Annotated in this window: 18 protein-coding genes and 1 pseudogene; 6 read left to right on the top strand and 13 right to left on the bottom strand. The window is 61.8% G+C overall.

What is annotated here, in order from left to right; genetic code table 11:
- Window positions 1–47: 47 nt before the first annotated feature.
- From nhaD to GPL20_RS23895, 4 genes are all read left to right on the top strand, one after another.
- Entirely contained in the window at window positions 48–1,328 is a 1,281-nt protein-coding gene (nhaD, locus tag GPL20_RS23910) for a sodium:proton antiporter NhaD (RefSeq protein WP_157332179.1), read from the top strand.
- Between the two features lie 134 nt (window positions 1,329–1,462).
- On the top strand, window positions 1,463–3,058 hold the full coding sequence (locus GPL20_RS23905; protein WP_157332178.1) for a sensor histidine kinase: 1,596 nt from the start codon (window positions 1,463–1,465) through the stop codon (window positions 3,056–3,058).
- A 44-nt stretch (window positions 3,059–3,102) separates the two neighbouring features.
- Window positions 3,103–3,306: a DUF1289 domain-containing protein gene (locus GPL20_RS23900; protein ID WP_157332176.1), complete on the top strand. Its 204-nt coding sequence runs from the start codon at window positions 3,103–3,105 to the stop codon at window positions 3,304–3,306.
- A 28-nt stretch (window positions 3,307–3,334) separates the two neighbouring features.
- On the top strand, window positions 3,335–3,889 hold the full coding sequence (locus tag GPL20_RS23895; RefSeq protein WP_157332175.1) for a TIGR02281 family clan AA aspartic protease: 555 nt from the start codon (window positions 3,335–3,337) through the stop codon (window positions 3,887–3,889).
- Between the two features lie 5 nt (window positions 3,890–3,894).
- Here the strand turns inward: GPL20_RS23895 and dusA are convergent, their stop codons facing one another.
- Window positions 3,895–4,854, bottom strand: coding sequence for a tRNA dihydrouridine(20/20a) synthase DusA (gene dusA, locus GPL20_RS23890; protein ID WP_246250871.1), 960 nt, complete (start codon window positions 4,852–4,854; stop codon window positions 3,895–3,897).
- A gap of 271 nt (window positions 4,855–5,125) precedes the next feature.
- Here dusA and GPL20_RS23885 point away from each other — a divergent pair.
- Together GPL20_RS23885 and GPL20_RS39640 are read left to right on the top strand one after the other, a co-directional pair.
- Window positions 5,126–5,254, top strand: a pseudogene (locus GPL20_RS23885) (lipoyl synthase); the annotation flags it as partial.
- 134 nt (window positions 5,255–5,388) lie between these two features.
- On the top strand, window positions 5,389–6,579 hold the full coding sequence (locus tag GPL20_RS39640) for a hypothetical protein (protein ID WP_246250868.1): 1,191 nt from the start codon (window positions 5,389–5,391) through the stop codon (window positions 6,577–6,579).
- A 58-nt stretch (window positions 6,580–6,637) separates the two neighbouring features.
- Here the strand turns inward: GPL20_RS39640 and GPL20_RS23875 are convergent, their stop codons facing one another.
- The 12 genes from GPL20_RS23875 to cpaB form a co-directional block, all read right to left on the bottom strand.
- Entirely contained in the window at window positions 6,638–7,120 is a 483-nt protein-coding gene (locus GPL20_RS23875) for a hypothetical protein (RefSeq protein WP_157332171.1), read from the bottom strand.
- Window positions 7,121–7,216: 96 nt separating this feature from the next.
- Window positions 7,217–7,753, bottom strand: a complete 537-nt coding sequence (locus GPL20_RS23870) for a tetratricopeptide repeat protein (RefSeq protein ID WP_157332169.1) — start codon at window positions 7,751–7,753, stop codon at window positions 7,217–7,219.
- A gap of 64 nt (window positions 7,754–7,817) precedes the next feature.
- Window positions 7,818–8,216 carry a hypothetical protein gene (locus GPL20_RS23865; protein WP_157332167.1) on the bottom strand — a complete coding sequence of 133 codons (399 nt, stop codon included), beginning with the start codon at window positions 8,214–8,216 and terminating at the stop codon, window positions 7,818–7,820.
- A gap of 11 nt (window positions 8,217–8,227) precedes the next feature.
- Window positions 8,228–9,856, bottom strand: a complete 1,629-nt coding sequence (locus GPL20_RS23860) for a type II and III secretion system protein family protein (protein ID WP_157332166.1) — start codon at window positions 9,854–9,856, stop codon at window positions 8,228–8,230.
- Window positions 9,857–10,276: 420 nt separating this feature from the next.
- Window positions 10,277–10,687 carry a TadE family protein gene (locus tag GPL20_RS23855; protein WP_157332165.1) on the bottom strand — a complete coding sequence of 137 codons (411 nt, stop codon included), beginning with the start codon at window positions 10,685–10,687 and terminating at the stop codon, window positions 10,277–10,279.
- Entirely contained in the window at window positions 10,684–12,036 is a 1,353-nt protein-coding gene (locus GPL20_RS23850) for a pilus assembly protein TadG-related protein (protein ID WP_157332164.1), read from the bottom strand. Before GPL20_RS23850 ends, GPL20_RS23855 begins: the two co-directional genes overlap by 4 nt.
- 8 nt (window positions 12,037–12,044) lie before the next feature.
- Entirely contained in the window at window positions 12,045–12,527 is a 483-nt protein-coding gene (locus GPL20_RS23845; RefSeq protein WP_157332163.1) for a hypothetical protein, read from the bottom strand.
- A 5-nt stretch (window positions 12,528–12,532) separates the two neighbouring features.
- A complete protein-coding gene (locus GPL20_RS23840; RefSeq protein WP_157332162.1) occupies window positions 12,533–13,444 on the bottom strand; it encodes a type II secretion system F family protein in 912 nt (303 codons plus the stop codon).
- Window positions 13,441–14,373 (bottom strand): type II secretion system F family protein, encoded by a 933-nt coding sequence (locus GPL20_RS23835; RefSeq protein ID WP_157332161.1) that lies wholly within the window; start codon window positions 14,371–14,373, stop codon window positions 13,441–13,443. The genes GPL20_RS23840 and GPL20_RS23835 overlap by 4 nt, the downstream gene beginning before the upstream one ends.
- Window positions 14,370–15,806, bottom strand: coding sequence for a TadA family conjugal transfer-associated ATPase (locus GPL20_RS23830; RefSeq protein WP_157332160.1), 1,437 nt, complete (start codon window positions 15,804–15,806; stop codon window positions 14,370–14,372). Before GPL20_RS23830 ends, GPL20_RS23835 begins: the two co-directional genes overlap by 4 nt.
- Entirely contained in the window at window positions 15,803–16,999 is a 1,197-nt protein-coding gene (locus GPL20_RS23825; protein ID WP_157332159.1) for a CpaE/TadZ family protein, read from the bottom strand. The genes GPL20_RS23830 and GPL20_RS23825 overlap by 4 nt, the downstream gene beginning before the upstream one ends.
- Window positions 16,999–17,946, bottom strand: a complete 948-nt coding sequence (cpaB, locus tag GPL20_RS23820; protein ID WP_246250855.1) for a Flp pilus assembly protein CpaB — start codon at window positions 17,944–17,946, stop codon at window positions 16,999–17,001. Before cpaB ends, GPL20_RS23825 begins: the two co-directional genes overlap by 1 nt.
- Window positions 17,947–17,953: the final 7 nt, after the last annotated feature.

Genomic DNA, 17,953 nt, shown 5'->3' with positions numbered 1-17,953 from the left:
GACTGGCAGGCACATTGAGCTGAAGAAACAAGTTCGGGGGGACTGACTTGCTGAGCGTGATCGCCGCCGTTTTCATCGTTGCGTATGCTGCCATCGCCCTCGAACACCCGCTCGGCATCAACAAGAGCGCTACGGCCCTGCTGGGAGCGGGCCTGCTCTGGACCATCTACGCGCTGTCCGTCGGCGACGCCTCCCTTGTGAACCACCAACTCGACGAATCCGTCTCGTCGACCGCCCAGATCGTCTTCTTCCTCATCGGCGCCATGACCATCGTCGAGGTAATCGACGCCCACAATGGCTTCGAGGTCATCACGTCCGTGATCCGCACCACAAAGCAGACCTCGCTGATGTGGATCATCGGCTTCGTGACGTTCTTCCTGAGCGCGATCCTCGACAATCTCACGACAACCATCGTGATGATCTCGCTGATCCAGAAGCTGATCGGCAACAAGAACGACCGCCTGCTGTTCGCCTCCCTCATCGTCATCGCTGCCAATGCGGGCGGCGCCTGGACCGTCATCGGCGACGTCACGACGACGATGCTCTGGATCGGGGGGCAGATCACGCCCGTCAGCATCATGGGAGCGGTATTCCTGCCGTCCCTGTTCAACCTGCTAATACCGCTGCTTATCATTGGCTACTCCGTCAAGGGGAAGGACATCGCCCCGCCGCCGCAACGAGAAGCGCAGGTTCTCAGGGTTGAGGTGTTCGAACGCAATCTGATGTTCTATCTCGGCCTCGGTACGCTGATCGCCGTCCCGGTTTTCAAGGCCGTGACGCACCTCGCACCCTTCATGGGCATCCTGTTCGGGCTGGGCATCCTCTGGCTGGTCGGCGAGATCGTTCACCGCCACAAGGATGAGGATGCACGTCGCCCCCTCACCCTCGTCCATGCGCTGACGCGCATCGACATGAGCTCCATCGTCTTCTTTGTCGGCATACTCATGGCCGTCGCATGCCTGGAGCACGCCCGCGTCCTGGAACTGCTGGCAAAATGGCTCGACAGCACGGTCGGCCGTCTCGACGTCATCGTCGTCCTGCTCGGCCTGCTGAGCGCCATCATCGACAACGTGCCGCTCGTCGCGGCGACGATGGGCATGTACAATCTGGTGCAACACCCGCCCGACAGCTTCATCTGGGAGTTCATCGCCTATTGCGCCGGCACGGGCGGCTCCATCCTGATCATCGGCTCGGCCGCCGGCGTCGCCGCGATGGGGCTCGAGAAGATCGAGTTCCTCTGGTACGCCCGCCGCATCGCGCCGCCTGCACTTGCGGGCTATCTGGCGGGGGCTGCGGCCTATGTGGTCCAGTATGCGGCGCTGCACTGAGCGGCGGCCCGGATCAAAATTAACCGCAGGTTAACGTAATTCTTTAGCTCCTTAAGGCACCTCTTAAGGATTTGTTGCCAGAGATAGACAATGCAGAAGGCCCGTCTCGCGCGGGCAGGAATTGTTGTTGTTCGATGAGTAACCCCGCTGAAAAGCCTGAGGTTGTGCAGCTTCCGGCCGAGCCGGTGAGCGCTCCATCGGCGAGCAGCCGAAGGGCTGCGGCGCAACGGGTGCGCGAGGCGCGCGACAAGTTAACATCGACGAGCGGAACCCGGCCGGCCTTCGACGCCGAGATGCTGCGGCAATATGCCCAGACCCGGCTGTCGGCTTCCTACGTCGTGATGTTGCTGGTGGTCGCCACCGGCGTGCTGTTCGGGCTGTGGATGCAGCCGCTTCCGGCCGCAGCCTGGACCGGCGGCATGCTGTGCATCCACGCGGCGATGATCCGCAGTTGCCGACGTTTCCTGACGGAGCCTGCCTCGCCCGCGGCAACACGCGCGTGGCGGACCCGCTTCGTCGTGCTCGACCTGCTCTATGGCTTGTGCTGGATGGCGATCCTGATCCATCCCGTGCTCGACATGGTCACGGAAACGCTGATGATGTTCCTGATGCTGCTGGTGATCGCAGTGTCGAGCATGCTGGCCGCCAATCTGCCGATCGCCGCCCTGGCCGCCACCGCGCCGGTTGCGGTCGCGATGGCGCTGAGCTTTGCGGTCACCGGCTCGCTGGACAATTACATCCTGGCGGCGCTCGCGCTCGCGGCCGAAGGCTATTTCGTGCTGCTGGCACACCGCCTGCACTCCTCGACCTTTGCCACGCTCGAGGCACGCGCCGAGAAGGACGCGCTGATCGGCGAGCTGGAGCAGGCCAAGGCGATCTCGGACGAAGCGCGCCACCGCGCCGAATCCGCCAACGTCGCCAAGTCGCGCTTCCTTGCGCAGATGAGCCACGAGCTGCGCACGCCGCTGAACGCGATCCTCGGCTTTTCCGAGGTGATGAAGAGCGAGATTTTTGGCGCGCATGCCGTCGCGGTCTACAAGGAATATTCCGCCGACATCCACAATTCCGGCGTTCACCTGCTCAACCTCATCAACGAGATCCTCGACCTGTCGCGGATCGAGGCCGGGCGCTACGAATTGAACGAGGAAGCGGTGTCGCTGGTCGGCATCGTCGCCGACTGCCACCATTTGATGAAGCTGCGCGCTTCGAGCCGCGGCATCACCATCCACGAGGTGTTCGAGCAGGCGATGCCGCGGCTCTGGGCCGACGAACGCGCGATCCGCCAGGTCGTGCTCAACCTGCTCTCCAACTCGATCAAGTTCACGCCGCAGGGCGGCGAAATCTGGCTCAAGGCCGGCTGGACGGCATCAGGCGGACAATATCTGTCGGTCAGGGATACCGGCTCGGGCATCCCCGAGGACGAGATTCCGGTCGTGCTCGCCTCGTTCGGTCAGGGCTCCAACTCGATCAAATCGGCCGAACAGGGTGCCGGTCTCGGCCTGCCGATCGCAAAGAACCTGATCGACCTGCATGGCGGCACGTTCACGCTGAAATCGAAGCTGCGCATCGGCACCGAGGTGATCGTCACCTTCCCGCCGGAGCGCGTGATGAGTGCGCTGGCGCCGCTGTCGGACGATTCTCCGCCGCTCCAACCGGAGGGTTCCGTGATGCCCGACGAGAAGCGCCGGCCGCGCCACAAGCCGATCATGAGCGCCGGTACGGGCTCTTAACGAGATGCTTGCAGACATGCCCGACCATCCCCCACTATGCGCGAATGAGCAAAGAAACGCCGTGCGTCGCCGTCTGCATGATCGATCCCAAGACCAGGCTGTGCTTCGGTTGCGGCCGCACCTTGCCGGAGATCGCGCGCTGGCACGCGATGGAAAGCGCGGAACGACTGGCCGTGATGGCCCTGCTGCCGTCACGCATGACGGAAGCTGGACTTGCGCCGATCGCGGGATCGCCGAAACGGACCTGACCGACCTGCGCACGTGTGGAGGTGCGCAATGATCCGCTTCCTGCTCGTTCTCATCATGCTGGCCGGTACGGCAGGTGCCGTCGTCGCCTATGGTGATCCCGATCAGATCGCGCGCGCGAGCAACAAGGTCACGCACATGTTCCGCGCACGGACCGCCTCCCCCGCCCCCGCCGTGCAGATCTCGCGCGGCCAAGGCGGCGAATTCGCACTGCGCGCCAAGATCAACGGCGTCGCGACGCCGATGGTGATCGATACCGGTGCGACCTCTGTGGTGCTGACCTGGGAAACTGCGAAGGCGATCGGACTGCCGCTCGAGATGCTCGAATATGACGTCGACCTCGAGACCGCAGGCGGCCACACCAAGGCGGCCCGGCTCACGCTCGACCGTCTCGCCGTTGGCCATCTCGTCGAGAAATCGGTGCCGGCCCTCGTCGTGCAGCGCGGGCAGATGAGGACCAATCTGCTCGGCATGAGCTTTCTCGATCGCCTGGAGAGCTGGGGCGTGCGCGCCGACAAGCTGATGCTTACCGGCTATCCGGAGCTGCAAGGCAGCAACCGCCGCGCACGCACGGCGGTCGACTGACCAGGTTACGCCGCCGCCTCCGCCAGCGCCTGTGCACCGATGCGCGCGATCGCATCGCGCAGCACCTCGAGGCCGGCACCCGGTTTTACCCCCTGCTCGGCAAGATGCCGGCGGAAGGCGCGCGCGCCGGGCACGGCGTGGAATGCGCCGACGAAATGCCGCGTGATGGCGTGCAGCCGCGTCCCGCGCGCGAGCTGCTGCTCGATATAGGGCATCATCGCCTCGAGCGCGTCCTGCATCGACGCGTGCGGCGCCGCCTCGCCGAAGATGTCGGAATCGACCGAGAGCAGCCGCCACGGCTCCTGATAGGCGGCGCGGCCGAGCATCACGCCGTCGACATGGGCAAGATGCGCCTTCGCCTCGTCGACGCCCGGGATGCCGCCATTGATGATCACGGGCACGTCAGGCATCGCGCGCTTGAGGCGATAGACGCGGTCATAGTCGAGCGGCGGGATGTCGCGGTTCTCCTTCGGCGACAGTCCGTTGAGCCAGGCCTTGCGGGCGTGCACGATCAGCGCATCGCAGCCGGCAGCGACGACCGCACGCGCGAGCGCATCGAGCGCGACTTCCGGATCCTGCTCGTCGATGCCGATGCGGCATTTCACCGTGACGGGAACCGCGACCGCGCGCTTCATCGCCGCGACACACCTCGCCACCAGCTCCGGCTCCGCCATGAGGCAGGCGCCGAAGCGGCCGTCCTTCACGCGATCGGACGGGCAGCCGACATTGAGATTGATCTCGTCATAGCCGAACGCCTCTCCGATCTGCGCGGCCTGCGCGAGCTCGCGCGGGTCCGATCCGCCAAGCTGAAGTGCTACGGGATGCTCACTCGGATCGAACCCAAGCAGCCGCGCCCGATCGCCATGAATGATGGCGCCAGTGGTCAGCATCTCGGTATAGAGCAGCGCCCGCCGCGTCAGCTGACGGTGGAACACCCGGCAATGCCGGTCGGTCCAATCCATCATGGGCGCCGTGGAAAATTTCCAGCGTAATGCCTTCATCTTACTAAGGTTTTTTAGCCCTGATCGATCCTATATGTTGCTGGACCGACTGAGAAATTTGACTCAACCGCGCTTCCGCAGCTTGGTTCTTCTAGGCTCATTTAGGTCCGGATTGGAAGCGAAAATCGCGATTTCGGTTTCTCAGCGCGCACGTCCCGCACAAGAGAACCCGCGTGCATATGCTACCCGCAAAACGGGCATCGGAAAGATCGGCGGTATTCAACACAGCGCTCAATTGGCGCTCGGCGAAGACCGGGGCGAGCTGCGGCAATTGATGGACGATTTGCGCTCCGCACACGTCGACTTTCTAACCAACGGGCAATATCTGCAGCCCACGCGCAAACATCACCCCGTGGTAAACTTCGCGGCCACGGGCCGACAAACTGAGCGCCGACACCATCGCGCAGAAGCGCCGGGTATCGTAACACTCTCCTGTGTGTTACGAGGTAGCTTTCGCAATGACAGCGATTGGCGCGAACTGCGGTTTGGTGAACCATCGTGCGAAACAAATTGGCGGTTCTAATCGCTTTGGCAAATCGCGCCGAAAGGCGGGCGACGCTCGACGAACTCGACGACGACGTGGCGCGCCTTGTTGCAGAGTCCGCCGAAGAAACCAGAAATCCGGAGCAATTTGCTGCACTCGACCATGTCGACCTATTTGAGTTTGGACTCGTAGCCTGCGAAGGCGACAACCTGCGGCTCACCGAGAACGGCTGGTCGACCCTTCGCGCGCTGGGGATAGCGCCGCAAGAGCCGCCTGCGCCTGATTTTGCACCGACCTCGCAATCACTCAAGCTGATCGACGATCTGATCGGCCCAGAAGCCCGCCGGTCGATCAACCAAAGGGCAGATCCCATCACGCTTCGTAATGAGACAACCGGCTCGCAAGGTCCCCGAAAAAATTCCCCGCCTGCCGCCTCCGCTCGAGCTCCCGCCAGAAACAATGATGATCGGCCGAGCGACGAAGATCGCCCAGACGCGACGAGAAACGAAACATCCACCGCCCATAGTAAGGGCGAGATCGCTCCAGATGCTTTCACCCTGTCGGTCCATAAATTCGGATCCGGGACACAAGACGCCTCCCCGCCTTCCGATCTCCTCTCGAGGCTCACGGCGCGGGTGCAGCATGGGATGAATGTCTGGCGCCGCCACATCCAAAAGGATCAACCGCCGCTAGAGAACCGAAGTTCAGGTGCAAACATCGAGCGCGGACTACTCGCAGTCTTGAGTCTGCTCGCCATCGCGAGCTGCGCTGGCGCGGTCGGCGCTCTCATGCAGGTCAAATCCTTGAAATCAGAGCTGGCCACCCTGCAACGCGAGCTGCCTTCCCTGAAGGACCGGATAGCAAGGCTCGATGAGATCGAAAGGAGCAAAGAAGCCGCAGAGAGAGTGAGCGATCAAAAAAACCAATCAGCGCGAGAAGCTCGCGCTGAACCGGCCCCGCTCATTCTTTCCCGCGAAGAGGCTCAACTCATCCGCGACTATATCAAGCCGGCGCCCATCGCGGGCTCTTCCACGGCCCCGGTCGGCGTCGGTGATTCCATCACCGGGCCGACCATCCCCTTCCCGTCTCCCGTCACGGACAAGGTGCCCAAATTGCTCGGCGCGAAATTCACAATCAGAAACGGGGCGATCATCATCTTCAGGAGGGACAGTCGTCAGGTTGATGCTGTGCTGGGACAGAACTAGCCGGAAGGACTCTGACACCCCAGCAATAGAAATTGGATCCGACTGCTGGCGAACGATATCAAGCTCCCGCCCGAGCCGGACAAAGGTAGAGCAAGTGCGAAATGACGCACGACAGCAGGGTCACTCCCAGAATCCCCGCCAGAATGTAGAACCCTTCGCCTGACGGCACCGCGATCCATCCCAATGCAGCCTGCGTGGTTGATGGTGCGGGACTCTGCCACGACATCAGAAGGAAACCTGCGTATCCAGCCGCGAACTGCGTCGACACGGCCAAGGGCAACTTGGAGTGCATCACGAGACCGGCACAGGCCAGCGCAAAGATCGGCAGCGCAATCCCGAACAGCTGGAAGCCTTCCAGGTCGACGTATCCGCAGAGCGTCTCATGACTGCGCTGAAACAGTCCGAACACCCTCAGATTGAGATACCAAAGCGTTTCCGAGGAAGGCGCTCGTTCAAGAGCACGGGCGGCAAGCTCAGCCGACAGCGTGGCCACAAAGAGTGCCAACGGTCCCAGAAACTGAAGTTTGAGGAGCCGGCTCATGTGACAAGGTTAACGCCACAAACGTTGACCTTGTCTTAAAAGTTCCCCGAATAACAGCCGCAGAGCAGATCGCGCTGAATGACCCGTTAAGACGTGTCAGGGCTGGTTGTTCGGCGGCCTTTCGATGAATCTGCGGCTGCCGTTGAGCAGTTCGAGATTGTTGGCGATGACCGGATTGCCCGGGTCGAGCGAATAGGCCTTCTCAAATTTTCGCCGCGCCGCACTTAGGTTGCCGCGCAGCATGTAGGAGTATCCCTGATCGTTCAGGACCTGAACCGTCTCGCCACCGAGGCGGATCGCCTGCGCATAAGCCTGATCGGCCAGATCGAAGCGACGCAACCGGTCGTAGCTTGCCGCAAGGCCAATCCAGGCCGTCACGTCCTTCGGCGATTTCTCGACGGCGTCCTTGAAATAGCGCTGGGCGAGGCCGTAGCTGCCACGGTTATAGTGCTCCAGCCCCATTCGAACCGGCTCGTCCGACGGATAATATTTGACATCGGTCGGCTCCTGCACGGGGTCCCCGCCCGGCGGATCCACGGGCGCGACGATCGCGGCCTCCCTCAGCGTGTAGTCACACGCTGCAAGGCCAGTCGCCAACCAGCAACACGTCAGCATCAAGATGAGACGCCGCATCAATCCTATCCCCCGCGGCGCAGCAAGTCGCCGCACCGTTCGCAAACAAAAATCAATTCAGACGCTACCTGCCCCCTGCTCCACCGACCGGTACCGACACGCCGGCTGACGAACCCGCCCCCAATCCCTCAATGTTGATGTTCTGCGTCGTCGGCGGCCGCTGGCCCATAGCCTCGGTCGCATTTCCGATATCGGGAAGCTGGTCGACCGGCCGAGTCGTTCTGCCATAACGCGTGACGGCGGCGCCGGCACGTCGAGCATCGGTCGCGATCCTCCTATCGCCGACATAGCGCGGCCAGGGATGGATCGTATGGGTGACAGCGTTGACCTGCTTGGCATCGCCAGCGGTCATCGTGATGGTGTCGGAGCGCTGGAAGTAGCGGTCGACCTCGTCATGACCGGCGACCCCATAACATCCCCCGAGCAGGAAAGGTGCGAACAGAGCCAGATACCTGATGGTCATCGCCCGCTTCCTTAGTTGAGGGTTTTCACGACCGGCTGGTCGACAGCCGCGGCCGGCGCCACAACGGGCGCCCTGACTTCAGGCGCGATGATGTGGCCATACGGCCCCTTCACGTCGCCGCCGGAATTGACGTAGTCGTTGTAACGCTTGCGCACTTCCATCTGGCCGTTGAGGAAGAAGTCGACATCGTTGGCCGGCAGGCGCGAGTCGAGTGGCGAGGCCAATTGCTGGCCGGGCGCAGCCGGCGCAACCAGTCGCGGCGTTACGATGATGACGAGATCCGTTTCCTCCTGCTGGTACGACTTGCTGCTGAACAAGCTTCCAATCACTGGCACCGAGCCGATCCAGGGCAATTGCGAGACGTCCTGCCGGTTGCGGGTCTGGAGCAGGCCGGCGATGGCAAAGCTCTGACCGTCGCGCAGCTCGACCGTGGTCCGCGCGTCGCGGCGGGTCAGCGCTGGAACTCTGGTGCCCTGAATTGTGATCGCATTGGCGAAATCGAGCTCGCTGACCGAAGGTTCGACGCGCAGATTGATCGTGCCGCGCGTGAGCACTGTAGGCACGAAGGCCAGCTCGACGCCGAACTTCTTATATTCGATGGTAATGGTGGGGAATCCGTTGACCGTCGTGTTCGGGATCGGCACCGGGAATTCACCGCCGGCCAGGAAGCGAGCGGCATCCCCGGACAGTGCGATCAGGTTCGGTTCCGCCAGCCGGCGAACAAGTCCCTTCGTTTCCAGTGCGGAGATCAGCAAGTCCACCGAGCCGCCATTGGCCGTTCGAACGATGCTGGTCAGCAAGCTTCCGAACGGGACAGGAGATATGCCGCCCGCGGTCCCCAACAGAGTCCCCGCCGTTCCGAGCAGCGGAAGGCTACCCGTCGGAGGAGCGCCAACACCGCCATTTACGCCGCCAATGGGCACCCGGCCCGCATCCGTGTTCAGCCCACCTAGTCCCGTATTCGCGACATTGGTGCCATTGGCATTCGCCGCATAGAGGTTCACGCCCAGGTTACGGCCGGCGGTCCGATCGGCCTCGAGAAAACGCACCTCGAGCATCACCTGCTGCGGCGCAGCGACGCTCATGGCGTTGACGACGGTGCCGCCCTTGCCAACGGTGCCAGTTGCGATCGCCACGGCCCGCTCGGCGGCAACGGCGTCGGTCACCGTTCCGCTCAGCACCACCTGCCCCTCGGACGACGACACGCGAATACCGGGAGAGCCCGTACTGGCCCGGATGTTCTGCTGCAGATTGCCGGTGTCGATCGCGACCTCGACATCGAGGATCCCGATCTGCTTCATCGAGGAGTCGAACAGGATGACGTTGGTGGTGCCGGTCTGCTTGCCCTGAATGTAGATCAAACGGTCGCTCAGCGACTTCACGTCGATGATGTCGGATGAGCCCGCGACAATGGTCGCGAATGGCGTTTCGACCCTGAAGGTCCGCGACTTGTTGACGATCACCTTGACGCGCTGGACGTCGCTCATCTCGCTGACGATGACGCCGCCGGAAGACCCCCGCCGGTCTGCGGCTCCCGCGCGGTCGGTGGAACTCGACAATGCAAGCCCAGCGCCAAGACTCATCACGATCAAGGCCAGAAGCCTCGCTCGTGCTTCACTCGAAATGCGACCGCACCCCATTTCGATTCCCCCTCCGCCGCAATCGACGGCTATGCCCGTAATTGTACGTTCTCGGCGCCTCTTGACTCTTCTTCACGCACCCCGCCGCAGAGCTTACAACCTGTCCCGATATAAATCGTTACTTCGTCTTGCTGGCGCCCACCGCGCCAAATACGACGCCTAAGAGCATCATCGTCCGTCACGCCTCCTGCTTGCAAGGCCAGAGACTTACCGCGGTGCGGCAACTCAGGCGAATGTTGCTAATTGTTGCCAGCATGCACCACTCTCGGCGCCTTCGCGGGAACCGACTCGCAGCGCGATAGCCTTCGGGATTTCCACGGTTCTCCCAACGGCAGTCCTTATCGATTTTCGGAAGCTCCGTCTCCGCAATCGAGCTGCCTTTTCTTACCGTCAACGAGGCGCACTCCACTATGATGCCCACTAAAACGGAACGTTGGTGGACGCGCTCGGCGCGTTCAACGCCGTGCCCCATATCGGAAACAGCATGGTGAAACCCGGCTGCGATGCCGTAGTGGTAAGTGCGGAGGCTCCCGTGGCCGTACTCAGCGTCGGCGAGAGACCGCCGGCATACAGGAAGGGGGCAAGGGCTTTCTTCTTGTCATCAGGCAGGTAGTCACCGCTACACGAGGGAGTCATTCCTTTGAGAACGGCATCTGTGTAGCAATCGTTGATCATGGCCGCCCGCGCACCGGCGCCCGCGAGCGACCGCAACGACTGCATCGTGATGGCGTAACGGCCGAGATCGAAGATGGCGAACACCAACGTGAAAAACGCCGCCGCGACGACGACAAACTCGAACGACGCGACGCCGCGCTGATCGAGTTTCCTCATGATGACACCAGTCGAACAATTTTGCTTGTCGGCTTAACGCTAGCGGAACATCCCGAATTGTCGAAATTGGAATTGCCCGACAAGGTGATGGCGTATGCGATGACTTGGGTGCAAGTCGTGCTCTGGGTGCTCCCTTGGTATGTCACGGGAGTGTTCGGCACATAGGTAATGCCGCTGAAGTAGTTCGTGGAATTGCCTGTTAGAGTTATGCCATTCTTACTGTACGGCTCCGGATCATAGATCAGCAGGTTGCTCATCAGGTTCAGTACCGAAGCCAAAGCGGTTGGAACTTGTGTACCCGTTATGGACGCCGGCGCTGTGATCTGGATCGTTGGATTTCCTGAGATATTCAGCGAGGCCCCTTTGTCTGACGCCCTCACGAAGTTTGGAGGCAACAGTATCAATGTGGCCGTTCCAGTTATGGTTGTGTTGCCCTGGATGTTGATCTGCCCATTAGCAAAGAAGTAAACCCCGCTCAAATTGTAGGTCTTGTTGTTCTGGAACGAGAACGAGTCATAATAGCATTTGTTAGGGGATCCATACGCTGGCAACGCGATCGGTGAGGTTGTGGGTGGATTCGGGCATGCCCCGTCGGGGAAGTCGGCAGGTTTCAACGCGGAGATCGCTGAGTCCAGTCCGCTCAGCGGGTTGGGTACTGGTGGTGCATAGGTGATCGCCTTGCTGCATTGGTTGCCACCCGTTTGAGTGCACCCGCCCTGCCCTGAGATCGATCCAACCTTGCTCACGTCGATGCCGGTATTGCCCGTGAAGCTCACGGAACCAGACGCTGTGCTGTTCGATGCCAATCCGCAGTTTTGGGCCTGTACGGTCGGACTTCCCTGGAAACTGAGCGGATCATGCAGAGTCAAAACACATGGATTTGCCAGTGTACGAACTTCCGCCGTGGCTGCTGCACGGATATTCACGGTGGACAAACCAAGGATCTTTGCCAGGTAAGCCGGCTGTTGCTGGCTGACAGTGGCCGTCACGAAATTTCCGGCAACTGCGACCGTTACGGCCTGCGCGATCCCACTCGGATGGGTGGTGCACTTCGAGCCGGGGTAGGCGTTGCCGTCTGCCGAGTCGCAGAACGCGTTCTGCGCCGCGAATTCCTTGGCGCGATAGTCCAATGTCTGTGATGCCTGATCCGAGCAGCCTGTCCCCTGAGAGCAGGCCAACCACAGGCCGCCCGAAAAGGCGGCCGCGTCAGCGGCAGTCTGCGCGTGCTGCTTGGTGACGTACCACGACCCCGCCTCGGTCCCGAGTGCGAGAACTCCGACGAGCGGCACCATGGCGGCAACCGTTGCGAATGCGACCGAACCTCGACGGCAACGAAGCATCTTACGCATGGCACATCCTACTGAAACTGCTCCGAGTACGAGAGCGTGAACGTACAACCATTGCCGGTGCCACTCGTGCACAGAACCGATCTCAGCACGATAGGCGTCAAGGTAACGGTCGTCGTATATGAATAGTATCGCGGTTTCACATCGTTGGAGGCTGAGCAGGGGAGATTGCTATCACCGCAAACAAGCCTGAAATCGGAGATCGGATATTTGGAATCGGCTTTAGCAAGTGCCGCAGTCGCCCAGCTCGTCGTGTCTACCGTGACGTCATCTGGCGGAGTGTACTGGATTGAGTATCCGAAGTTTCGCAATGCCTGCCGCGCCGAGGTAAACTGGAATCCGGCGATCGCAACGTCGGCAAGCGGCAGAAGAATGCTCAACATCAGAAAAAGGTAGACTGCGGGCAACTCGAGCGCGACGGCGCCGCGTTGGTCCGCGATGAAACACGCTTTGCGGCTCTTAAGCCTACCGCGACAGGCGCGAACCGTGCTCATGCCTCTTATCCATGACCAAATTTGCTGAACGCACGAATGAGGTGCAGGAACGAACTTCCACCCAGAATGACGAACATCGCTGGAAGCAGAAACAAGACCATCGGAACGGTCAGCTTTGCGCCCAATTTGTGCGCTCGTTCTTCCAGCTTGGTAATGCGTTCGCGCCGCAGGTCCTCGGCGATGCTGCGCAGTGCCTGGCTCAGCGGCGTCCCGTATTGCAGGCTTTGGCTGATCATGGTGCCGAAGCGGCGGAGGCCGTCCGACAAGGTGCCCAGCTTCTCGAAAGCGTCGAAGCGATTTGGCAGGATCCGGAGATCGTCGAGCAGGCCGCGCAAGACACGGGCCATGGCCGGATTGGTCTCGGCCATCTCCGCCGCCACACGCTCCAACCCGCTCTCCAAGCCCATTCCCGCCTCGCTGCACACGACCAGCAGATCGATGGTATCCGGCGTGCCCAGCCGAACGGCGGCATCGAAGCGCCGTTTCAAGACCCACAGAACCAGTCGCGGCCCCATGATGCCGATCATCACGCCGAAAAGCGTGAGGATCAGCACATCCATCTGCTCCCGCCCTGAGAACTGCGCAACCACCAGGGCGACCGCCGGAAACAGGAACATGCTGACAGTCTTGATGCCGATCCAGATCGGCAAGACCCGATGATGATTGAATCCCGATGATTGCAGGACCGCCCGCAATTGCTCCAGATTCTCCTCGGCGTAGAAACGCCGATACCGCATGCCGATCGACGACATCCAGCCGATCATGCCCTGGGAAGCAGTTGACCGGTCAGAAATGCCGATCACGGCATTTGCCACCCGCGTGTTCAATGTACGAATGTGGACTTCGCGGATGACCAGCAGCACGGTCGCAGCCGCGGCCGCAACGGCAAGGGTCGCGATACCGAGAGCGGCAGTCATAGCGCCGTCTCCCTTCTGATCATCCAGCGGATCACGAAGTGCCCCGCAAGCACCGAGCCTGTCGCATAAGCCAGGAGCATGTTTCCAGTCGAGTCATGGAACAGCATATCGACGGATTGCGGGCTGATCGTGTAGAGGATCCCGCCTATGATGAGAGGCGCGCATGAAAGCGCGCGGGAGGAAAAGATCACCTCGCCCGCCAGAGCCTTGGCACGAGCAGCGAGCGCGACCCGCTGCCTCACCGTCTCTCCCAGAGTCTGCAAGGTCTCGGCCAAGCTGCCGCCCGACTTCAGCTGCACGGCAAGCGTCACCGCGAAGATCCCATACTCCGCCACTTGCGTTCGCCGATAGATGCCCTCGATGGCCTCCTCCGCAGGTCTCCCCAGATTCAATTCGTTGCATACGATGGCAAACTGCCCGGCGGTTGGTTGCGGCATCTCGCGCGCGATGGTGCGAAACGCTTCCTGCACCGGCAGTCCCGATCGAACCGTGCTGGTCACCAGTTGAATTGCGTCTGGAAGCTGTCGAAACAGCTTGTCGACGTAGCGACGTTGCTGCCATCCAAAAAGACCCCGCACCACCATGATGCTGGCACCTCCAGCGACGATAGAAACGTAGAAGCTGGAAAAACCGAGGAGGCTGTTGGCATAAAAGATTGCCGCTGCCGTCATGACACCCATGAGCAGCACATAGGCAGGGTGCAAGGCATAAGGGATCTGAGGTCTGTAACTGGCCAGGCGGTGGAGAAAATGCGAACGGGCTCCGGTCTCCGACCGACGAATTGAGGGCAGACCGGCCGACTGCGAGGTCGGCAGAGCCGCGGCGAGCTGACGATCGACGCGCCTTTGCCGAGCATCAAGCCACAGCGACGTGCATGCTGCGCACATCAGGAGGGCCAGGACAATGAGGATCACGGAGGTCGGTATCATATCTGCCTCATCGCCTCAGCCCAGGCTCGATCCAGGCCATAATAGACAAGACGGCTCTTGAACTTTGGGACTGCGTGGGTGGACTTGTAGGTTCCCGATATCCTCCCGTGAACATCCTCGTCCTTGTATTCGAACGCGGCGATGTCGTTGGTGGTGATCACATCGCTTTCGAGGCCGACCACCTCGCTGATCTGGACAATCCGTCGCTGCCCATCCCTCATGCGTTCAACCTGCACGATGAGATCCAGCGCAGCGACGATCTGAGTTCGAATCGCCCGCGACGGCAGATTGACCTGCCCCATCTGCACCATGTTTTCGATACGGGTCAGTGCGTCGCGGGCGCTGTTGGCATGCACCGTCGAGATGGAGCCGTCATGACCGGTGTTCATCGCCTGCAGCATGTCGAATGCTTCAGCACCACGCACCTCGCCCACGACGATCCGATCGGGGCGCATGCGCAGCGCATTCCACAACAGATCGCGCTGGGTCACCTGCCCTGTGCCCTCGAGGCTCGGGGGCCGGGTCTCCAGGCTGATCACGTGCGGCTGCTGAAGCTGCAGTTCCGCTGCGTCCTCGATGGTGACGATGCGCTCGCTGTGATCGATGAACTGGCTCATGGCGTTGAGCAGCGTCGTCTTGCCGGAGCCCGTGCCACCGGAGACCAGAACATTGAGCCGGGATCGGGCAGCAATCTCCAGCAATTGCCCGATGGCCGCGGTCATCGAGCCGTTCTCGATCATCCCGGCCAGATTCAAACGGCGGCTTGGAAATTTTCGGATGGAAATGCAGGGACTATGGATCGCCAGCGGCGGAAGGATGATGTTGACGCGGCTGCCGTCCGGCAGGCGGCAATCCACCATCGGACTGGATTCATCGACGCGCCGGCCAACCCGAGCGGCAATCTTCTGCCCCACCGATGCAATGTGATCATTGTCGCGGAAACGTACCGCGACGCGTTCGAGCTTCCCGCTTCGCTCGACGTAGACGTTGCTCGGGCCGTTGATCATGATGTCGTTGATCGATTGGTCCAACAGGAGCGGACGGAGCGGACCGTAACCGGTCATGTCGTCCGCGATCTCGTCCGCGAGTTGCAGCTGCTCGCGTCCCGACAGTTCGAGACGCTCCTCGTTGGCTATCCCGTGGATGATTTCCTCGATCTGGCGCCGAAGCACCTCGCGCGAGACAGTTGCGGCGGCCGCCGGGTCGATCTGCTCGATGACCCGTTCCCTCAAGGAGGCCGACATGACGGGATGATGGATCGGGCTCTCGTCGCGCGTCGGCGTGACGGCTGGCATCGAAGCGGGCAAGCTCGACGGCGGAGGCGGCAAGATCGCGGCTGCGGAAGACGCGCTCGGCGCCGCCGAAGGAGAGCCTTGCGACAATACGGGCAAACGACCAGGGGGGTCGTCGGGGCGCCTACCAAACTTCTTCATAATCCCAGAAGCCTCCTCAGCCGGCTCTTGCGCTCGGCGCCGAGACCCGTGATCTCCCGGACGATCGGTGCGAGGTGACGTCGCAGTCCTGACACGTGCTTCAGCGCCGGAATTCCCAGATTGACCGCCTGCGTCATGCCCTTCCCGAGATCGGGAATCACCATGTCCGGCTCGGCGCCCAACGCCTTGACGATCGTGGCTCTCGGAAGCCCCCCTGCGCGGTTGGCACGGTTCAGCAAGGTGAAGACCCGGTCTTGGGCAGCAATGTTGGTGACCGCGGCGCGAAGCGCATGGGCATTGCGAAGTCCGGTCACCTCCGCTTCCAGCAGGACCAGCACGTGACGGGACAGATTGATCACGGGGTGCATGGACGGCGGAAACGGGACCGGCACGTCGACGACGATATAGTTGAAGCGCTGACGGAGCAGGCCGAGCACGTGTCTCACGCCCGCTTCGGTGACGTCCAGCTGCGCATCCAGGTCCTCGTCGGCGGAAATCAGGGACACCCGCTCGTTGACTTCGATTGCCGCGCGCTCGATGAACAACGTGTCCGCGCGCATCGGGTTTTCCAGAGCGATCCGCAGCCCGGGGCCGGGTCGAACGCCCAACATCACGGCGGCCTCACCGCCTTGCAGATGAAGATCGAGCAGCGCGACCTTGGCCTTGGTGGTCTCGGCGATCTGGAATGCAAGATTGATGGCGATGCTCGTTGCGCCGGCGCCGCCCTGCGCCCCGCAGATCGAGACCACATGTCCACCGCGATCGACCGGAGCGTGCGTAGCGTCGCCGAGCAGCTTCGGGCGCAGCTGGTCCAGCACCATGTCTCGCGTGAGCGGCTTCGGAAGGTACTCGGTCAGGCCGAGCTCCATGAGGTCGCGGTAGAAAGTGATCTCCCTGCTCTCACCGATCAAGGCTACGCGGACGTCAGGTGGGCAGACGCAGGCCAGGCGCTCCAGCTCGGTGAAGGGATCATCGATGCCGCTGATGTCAGCCACCAGGGCGAACAGGTCGGCGTCCGTTTCGAGCATCCGTATCGCATTGCGGATCGTGCCGTGCCTGATCGAGAGGTTGCTGCCTTCGAGACCTTTGCGCAGGGCAGCAGCACTGAGCTCATCATTGACGAAACAGACGACCTGGTTGCGCGTGACGACGGATGTCGTGCCTTCGGGCGGAGTTGCGATGGCCATGTTCATTAGTGCTTCTCCGTCAGCTTGGCAGTATCACGCATCGCCGTCGCTGTCGGGCCCGCGACGCCCGACGCTCCATCGCAGCTCACGACAGCATCGATGTATTCCGAATCCTGCTTCCTGACGGTGTATTGCTTGACCTCACCGCCGGAATGCACGACCACCGCCGTTCTCTGGCCGGCAAGTGCATTCTGGCGGGCAAGCTCCGGCGAGACATCGCAGCTCGACATCGCGCCGGTGTCTCCCTTGTCCCACTGATCGACCGCCGCGCGTACGGCCAGGGAGAGCGTTCCGAGCTGCTTTGCAACGGTGACTTTCTTGACCTGTTCCTGCGTCAGCTCCAGCGACACGGTTTGCGCCAGCTTGCCTGCTACGCCGTTGATGCCTCGTCCGCCTTCCGTGATCTCCTGGTCAATCGCAATGACCCGGACGTTGCGCAGGACGGTTTCGCTGAGGGCACGACGTACGGGATCCGCCTTCTCGAACACCTGGGTCAGGACGACATCCACATGGTCGCCTGGCCTGATCAGCCCCGAGACACCGGACTCCTCGTCCACCTTGATGCTGATGGCACGGCTATCCGGTGCGAGGACACTGGCGAGGAAACCCCGATCCCGGGGGCGCAGGATGTCTTGCAGTGTGACGGGGCTGCCTGTCTCGACGAACTTGCGAACGAGGGAGCCGGGAAGCCCGATCTTGGTCTCCGGCGTTTCGAGGATCGCTCCTGTCGGAACCTGCTCCGGCGTCACCGAGCGGACCGTGAAATCTTCCTGGCGGGCCAGCGTCCCCTTCGGTAGCGGTCGTGCCGCAACAAAATAACCAACTGTGGCAGGCGCCGCAGGCCCCTTCGCTGTGACCTCCACCGGGACCTGCTTCGGCAGGTTCATGTTGTAGGCAATAAGCCCGAGCGCAGTGGTAGCGAGCAACAGCACCATAATGATCGAAAGACGCAAGCTGGAC

This window comes from Bradyrhizobium cajani (assembly GCF_009759665.1).
GTDB lineage: Bacteria > Pseudomonadota > Alphaproteobacteria > Rhizobiales > Xanthobacteraceae > Bradyrhizobium > Bradyrhizobium cajani.
This window is presented reverse-complemented; position numbering and strand designations above follow the sequence as displayed.